Genomic DNA, 6,044 nt, shown 5'->3' with positions numbered 1-6,044 from the left:
CCGCGCTGGCGTAGCGGGGAGGCGCCGCGCGAAGTGCGCCTGCGCTTCGCCCGGTCGCAGCGGGAAGTCTCCGGCGACAGCGCCGCCAGCCTGCTGGAACAGGCCGAGGCCCACGGCCTGCGCCCGGCCCACGGTTGCCGCCAGGGCATCTGTGCCAGTTGCACCTGCGTCCTGCTCAGCGGCTGCGTGCGCGACCTGCGCAGCGGCGCGCTGTGCAGCGAGCCCGGCCAGTCTATCCGCCTCTGCGTCAGCGCCGCCCACGGCGACCTGGCGCTGGACCTGTGAACCGACCTGCGAGCCCTGCGATGCGCGACGACCGCGAACTGACCCCGGAACAACTGGCGGCCTTCGGCGCCGAACTCGACGCCCTGCGCCAGCGTACCCTGGCCGATCTCGGCGCGGACGACGCGCGCTACATCCGCCGGGTCCGCGCGGCGGTGCGCGTCTGCTGCTGGAGCGGCAGGGCGCTGCTGATGTTCGGCTGGCTGCCGCCGACCTGGCTGCTCGGCAGCCTGCTTCTCGGCCTGGGCAAGATCCTCGAGAACATGGAACTGGGCCACAACGTCATGCACGGCCAGTACGACTGGATGAACGATCCGGAATTCGCCGGCCGCGCCTACGAGTGGGACATCGCCGGGCCGTCCGACTTCTGGCGGCACACCCACAACCATATCCACCACACCTACACCAACGTGCTGGGCAAGGACGACGACGTCGGCTACGGGGTCGTGCGCCTGTTCCCGGAGCAGCGCTGGAAGCCGTTCTACCGCTGGCAACCGCTGTGGGTGACGCTGCAGGCGCTGCTGTTCCAGTACGCGGTGGCGATCCAGCATCTGCGCCTGGACAAGTACGCCAAGGGGCGCCTGGACAAGGCCGAACTCATGCCGCTGCTACGCCGCCTGCGTGCCAAGCTGGGTCGCCAGTGGACCAAGGACTACCTGCTGTTCCCGCTTCTCGGCCTGTTCGCCGGCGGCTTTGGCGCGGTGTTCGTCGGCAACCTGCTGGCCAACGTGCTGCGCAACCTGTGGACCTTCACGGTGATCTTCTGCGGCCACTTCACCGAGAAGGCGGTGGTCTTCCCGCCCTCGGTGCTGGAGGGGGAGACCCGTGGCCACTGGTACCTGCGCCAGTTGCGCGGCTCCAGCAACCTGGAGGGCGGGCCGCTGTTCCACATCCTGACCGGCAACCTCAGCCACCAGATCGAGCATCATCTCTACCCGGACCTGCCGGCGCGTCGCTACGCCGCGCTGTCCCGCGAGGTCCGCGAAATCGCCCGGCGCTACGGGCAGACCTACAACAGCGGACGCCTTGGACGGCAATTCCTCACTGTCTTGCGGCGCATCTGGGTATATCGGCTGCCGCCGCGCGAGCCGCTCCCGGCGGGGCGCAGCTGAGCCGACGGAACGCTCGCGGCGCCCGTGGCGGGGCCGCTCCGGAGCGGGGATAATGCCGCCCTGTGCGCCGCGACGTGGCTTCCGGCCGCCGCGCGGCGTCGGAGTCTCGCCGAACGCAGGACGGCCTGCGCCCGCGATCGGCCAGCAGCGTCGATCCTTCCCGAACCTATCAATGCTCGGCGGATGCCGGCCGTGGGGCCCGTCCGTCCAGGAACCGTCATGTTCAGCCCGCTCGTCACCTTTCCCGCGCTCTACACCGCCACCCTGCTCATGCTGGCCGGCTCCGGCCTGTTCACCACCTACATCGGCCTGCGCCTGACCCAGGAAGGCGCAGGCGACCTGTGGGTCGGCGGGCTGATGGCGTCCTACTATTTCGGCCTGGTCTGCGGTGGAAAATTCGGACACAAGCTGATCGCCAGCTTCGGCCATATCCGCTCCTACGTGGCTTGCGCCGGGATTGCCACCGTGACCGTGCTGCTGCATGCCCTGGTCGATCAGCTGGAAGTCTGGCTGCTGCTGCGCTTCATCACCGGTGCGGTGATGATGAACCAGTACATGGTGATCGAGAGCTGGCTCAACGAGCAGGCCGAGAGCCACCAGCGCGGCAAGGTGTTCGCCGGCTACATGGTCGCCGTCGACCTTGGCCTGGTGCTCGGCCAGGGCCTGCTGGCGCTGAGCCCGACCCTCGACTACAAGCCGTTGCTGCTGGTCGCCATCTGCTTCGCCTCGTGCCTGATCCCGCTGGCCATGACCCGGCGCGTGCACCCGGCCAAGCTGGTCGCCGCGCCGCTGGAAGTGCGTTTCTTCTGGCAACGCGTGCCGCAGGCGCTGGGCACCATCTTCATCGCCGGCCTGATGGTCGGCGCCTTCTACGGCCTGGCGCCGGTCTACGCCAACCGCAACGGCCTGGATGCCTCGCAATCGAGTTTCTTCGTCGGCATGTGCATCGTCGCCGGTTTCTGCGCGCAGTGGCCGCTGGGCTGGCTGTCCGACCGCCTCGACCGCAGTTGGCTGATCCGCGGCAATGCGGTGCTGCTGTGCCTGGCCTCGATCCCGATGTGGGGACTGGTGACGCTGCCGTACTGGCTGCTGCTGGCCAACGGGTTCGTTACCGGCATGCTGCTGTTCACCCTCTACCCGCTGGCGGTGGCGCTGGCCAACGACCACGTCGAGCAGCCGCGCCGGGTCGCGTTGTCGGCGATGCTGCTGACCACCTACGGGGTCGGCGCCTGTATCGGCCCGCTGGTGGCCGGCGCGCTGATGCGCCACTTCGGTCCGGGGCTGTTCTACATGCTGGTGTCCGGCTACGCGGTGCTGCTGGTGTTCTGGGTGCAGCCCAAGCGCGTCACCGGCGAACACCGGGTCGACGAGGCGCCGCTGCAACACGTGGCGATGCCGGACACGGTCAGCCCGATGGCCGCCACCCTCGACCCGCGCGTCGAGGAAGTGCCGGAGGAGTTGGTGGTGGAGGCGCCGGTGAATATCGGCCGCTCCGACGGTGAGCCGGACGCCGGCGAGAAGCCCGCTCAGTCCTGAGCCGGGAACGCCAGCTCGAAGCGGATGCGTCCCGGAGCCGGGGCGCTCGCTTCGGCGCGGCCGCCGTGCAGGCGCATGATCGCCTGGACGATGGCCAGGCCGAGACCGCTGGACTGGGCGTCGCTGCGCGCGGCGTCGCCACGGTAGAAGCGGTCGAACAGGCGCGACAGCGGTTCGGCCGGCAGCCTGTCGCAGGCGTTCTCCACGCTCAGCAGGAATTCCCCCGAGCGGCGCAGGCCGCGCACTTCGATCAGGCTCTCGGCGTTGGCGTAGCGGATGGCGTTGGCCAGCAGGTTGCTCAGCGCCCGGCGGAACAGTTGCGGATCGGCGCGTAGCTGGCCGCTGATCTGGATGTCGAGGCTCAGCCCACGTTCCTCGGCCAGCCCTTCGAAATACTCCGCCTGGCGCCGCAGTTCTTCGCCCAGGTCCAGGCGGCTGCGCTCCACCGCTGCCCGCACGTCGTCGGCGCGAGCGAGGAACAGGATGCTCTCGACCATCCGTGCGATGCGCTCCAACTCTTCCTGGTTGGAGGCGATCAGCGCCTGGTACTCCTCGTTGCTGCGTGGCTGGCGCAGGGCCACCTGGCCGTGGCCCATCAGCGAACCGATGGGCGTGCGGATCTCATGGGCGAGGTCGGCGGAGAACTGCTGCAGGCGCTGGTAGCCGTCGTCGAGGCGTTCGAGCATGGCGTTGAACGACTGTGCCACCTGCTGCAACTCGGCAGGCGCGGCGGCGACGTCGAGGCGGGTATCCAGGCTGGTCGGATGGATCTCCGCCGCCTTCGCCGCCAGCGTGCGCAGCGGGCGCAGGCCGTGGCGCAGGACCAGCCAGCCGAGCAGGGCGGTGCCGAGGAACGCCAGCAGCACGGCGGCGATGACCCGGTCGCGGTACTGGGCGAGCATCCGCGTCTCGCCCAGCAGCAGGTGCGCGGCGGTGATCTGCAACGGCTCGCGGCCGCCGACCAGGACCTCGGCGGCGAGCACGCGCATCGGGACGCCGTCGTGGGTCAGCGCGGCGTGCACGACGGACGGATTCAACGCCTGGCCGGCGGCGACCACCCGTAGCGACGGCAGGCGTTCGTGGCGCGGGTTGACCGCGACGATCGGCGCCTCGCCGGGCTGGCCGAGGAGCAGGATGTCCTGCTCGTTGCCAAGCATGTTCTCGAACAGACGCGGGCGCGCCTTCAGCTCGGCCAGGGTGAGGTTGTCGCGCAACAGGTTGCGGAAGTGCTCGACCCGGCCGGCGACCATCACGTCGCTGCGCCGCAGCATCGCCTCTTCCACCGAGCGGTACAGGTAGAAGCCGACCGCGCTGACCACCAGCGCCGCCACCGCGGCGAACAGCAGCGCCGCGTAGAGGGTCAGGGAGCGGCGGGCGGGCACGGGCGCTCCTCGCAGACGTAGCCGATGCCGCGCACGGTATGGATCAGCTTGTTCGGGAAGGGATTGTCGACCTTGGCGCGCAGGCGCTTGATCGCCACGTCGACGACGTTGGTGTCGCTGTCGAAGTTCATGTCCCAGACCTCCGAGGCGATCAGGGTGCGCGACAGCACCTCGCCCTCGCGGCGCATCAGCAGGTGCAGGAGGGCGAACTCCTTGTTGGTCAGGGCGATCACCTGCCCCTGGCGGCTGACCTTGCGCCGCAGCACGTCCAGGTGCAGATCGGCCAGTTGCACCTGCTCTGCCTCGCGGACCACGCCGCGGCGCAGCAGGGTACGGATACGCAGCAGCAACTCGGTGAAGGAGAAGGGTTTCACCAGGTAGTCGTCGGCACCCAGTTCGAGGCCGCGGATACGGTCCTGCAACTGGTCGCGGGCGGTGAGGAAGAGCACCGGCACATCGTGCTTCTTGCGCAGCACTTCCATGATCTGCCAACCGTCCAGGCCGGGCAGCATCACGTCGAGGACCACCAGGTCGTAGCGGTTCTCCAGCGCCAGGTAGAGACCGTCGGCGCCGTGCTGCGACCAGTCGACCGCATAGCCCGACTCGCCGAGGCCCTTCTTCAGGTACTCGCCGGTCTTCGTATCGTCTTCGATCACCAGGATGCGCATGTCTCGTTCCCCCTCGTTCGCCGCCATTCTAGCCAGCGCGCGGCGCGGACTCGGTGACATTTTTGTCATGCGAAAGTCATCTCCGGGTACCGCCGGCGGGGCGACCATCGAGGCTCAACCCCACCGAGGATCGACCGATGCTTCGACTCAAGGCTTCCCCCGCGCTGCTCTTCGGCCTGCTCCTGGCCAGTGCCGCCAGCTTCGCCGCGCAACCGCCTGCGGGCATGCTGCAGCCGCTGCGCGGCACCATCCAGCAGGCCGCCGACGACCACCTGCAACTGAAGGCCCGCAACGGCCAGCAACTGACGGTCAGGCTCACCGACAAGACCGCGATCCGCGCCGTGTCGCTGGCGAAGCCGGAGGACATCCAGCCCGACAGCTTCATCGGTACCGCCGCCGTGCCGCAGCCCGACGGCACCCTGAAGGCCCTCGAGGTGCATGTCTTCGCCCCCAGCCTGCGCGGCAGCGGCGAAGGCCACCGGCCCTGGGAGAACGCCGATGGCAGCGCCTCGACCATGACCAACGGTACGGTCGGCAACCTGGTGGTCAGCCAGGGCCGGCGCATGACGGTGAAATACGGCGATGGTGAGAAGACTGTGGTGGTGCCGGACGACGTGCCCATCGTCAGCCTGGAGCCGGGCGAGCGCAGCCTGCTCAAGCCTGGCGCCAAGGTCGTGCTGTTCCCGCAGAAGGGCGCCGACGGCAGCCTCACCGCCCTGGCCATCTCGGTCGGCAAGGACGGCGTGACCCCGCCGATGTGAAGTTTCGCCGGGACGGCGCGTCCGTCCCGGTCGGGTTCCCTGGGAGAAAAGCCATGAACCGTGCGTTGCACGCCTGGCCGGTGAGACTCTGCCACTGGCTCAATGCCTATGCCATGGCCTGCCTGATCAGCAGCGGCTGGGGCATCTACAACGCTTCGCCGCTGCTGGATTTCCGTTTTCCCGCCTGGGCTACCCTCGGCGGCTGGCTCGGCGGTTCCATCGCCTGGCATCTCGCCGCCATGTGGCTGTTGCTCGGCAACGGCCTGTGCTACCTCGCCTACGGACTGTCCAGCGGGCATTTTC

General features: G+C 69.0%; 7 protein-coding genes. 5 read left to right on the top strand and 2 right to left on the bottom strand.

Annotation, left to right across the window (positions count from 1 at the left end; all coding sequences use genetic code 11):
• The 3 genes from FFS27_RS26865 to FFS27_RS26855 form a co-directional block, all read left to right on the top strand.
• A partial coding sequence (locus FFS27_RS26865) for a 2Fe-2S iron-sulfur cluster-binding protein (RefSeq protein WP_137952323.1) occupies positions 1–285 on the top strand: 285 nt, incomplete at its 5' end.
• Positions 282–1,394, top strand: coding sequence for a fatty acid desaturase DesB (gene desB / locus FFS27_RS26860; protein ID WP_004347735.1), 1,113 nt, complete (start codon positions 282–284; stop codon positions 1,392–1,394). The genes FFS27_RS26865 and desB, both read left to right, overlap by 4 nt.
• Before the next feature lie 219 nt (positions 1,395–1,613).
• A complete protein-coding gene (locus FFS27_RS26855) occupies positions 1,614–2,930 on the top strand; it encodes an MFS transporter (RefSeq protein ID WP_079868586.1) in 1,317 nt (438 codons plus the stop codon).
• On the opposite strand, the gene FFS27_RS26850 is transcribed toward FFS27_RS26855, so the two are convergent.
• Both FFS27_RS26850 and FFS27_RS26845 read right to left on the bottom strand, forming a co-directional pair.
• Positions 2,921–4,312 carry a heavy metal sensor histidine kinase gene (locus FFS27_RS26850; protein ID WP_003135413.1) on the bottom strand — a complete coding sequence of 464 codons (1,392 nt, stop codon included), beginning with the start codon at positions 4,310–4,312 and terminating at the stop codon, positions 2,921–2,923. The two genes, FFS27_RS26855 and FFS27_RS26850, sit on opposite strands and share 10 nt — an antisense overlap.
• Entirely contained in the window at positions 4,291–4,980 is a 690-nt protein-coding gene (locus tag FFS27_RS26845) for a heavy metal response regulator transcription factor (RefSeq protein WP_003123548.1), read from the bottom strand. The genes FFS27_RS26850 and FFS27_RS26845 overlap by 22 nt, the downstream gene beginning before the upstream one ends.
• A gap of 137 nt (positions 4,981–5,117) precedes the next feature.
• On the opposite strand from FFS27_RS26845, the gene FFS27_RS26840 reads away from it, so the two are divergent.
• The gene (locus tag FFS27_RS26840) at positions 5,118–5,741 is read left to right on the top strand and encodes a hypothetical protein (protein ID WP_003095513.1); all 624 of its coding nucleotides are present in this window, start codon (positions 5,118–5,120) and stop codon (positions 5,739–5,741) included.
• 53 nt (positions 5,742–5,794) lie between these two features.
• A partial coding sequence (locus FFS27_RS26835; RefSeq protein ID WP_171019237.1) for a cytochrome b/b6 domain-containing protein occupies positions 5,795–6,044 on the top strand: 250 nt, incomplete at its 3' end.

The sequence above is a fragment of the Pseudomonas sp. 2VD genome, assembly GCF_005503585.1.
In the GTDB taxonomy this organism is placed as follows: domain Bacteria; phylum Pseudomonadota; class Gammaproteobacteria; order Pseudomonadales; family Pseudomonadaceae; genus Pseudomonas; species Pseudomonas aeruginosa.
The sequence above is the reverse complement of the archived record's forward strand: the minus strand, read 5'-3'. Positions and strand labels throughout refer to the sequence as shown.

Excerpts from the sequence above, each read along its gene's own strand:
- FFS27_RS26855 (WP_079868586.1), top strand. The coding sequence starts at position 1,614 with ATGTTCAGCCCGCTCGTCACCTTTCCCGCGCTCTACACCGCCACCCTG.
- FFS27_RS26840 (WP_003095513.1), top strand. The coding sequence starts at position 5,118 with ATGCTTCGACTCAAGGCTTCCCCCGCGCTGCTCTTCGGCCTGCTCCTG.
- FFS27_RS26845 (WP_003123548.1), bottom strand. The coding sequence starts at position 4,980 with ATGCGCATCCTGGTGATCGAAGACGATACGAAGACCGGCGAGTACCTG.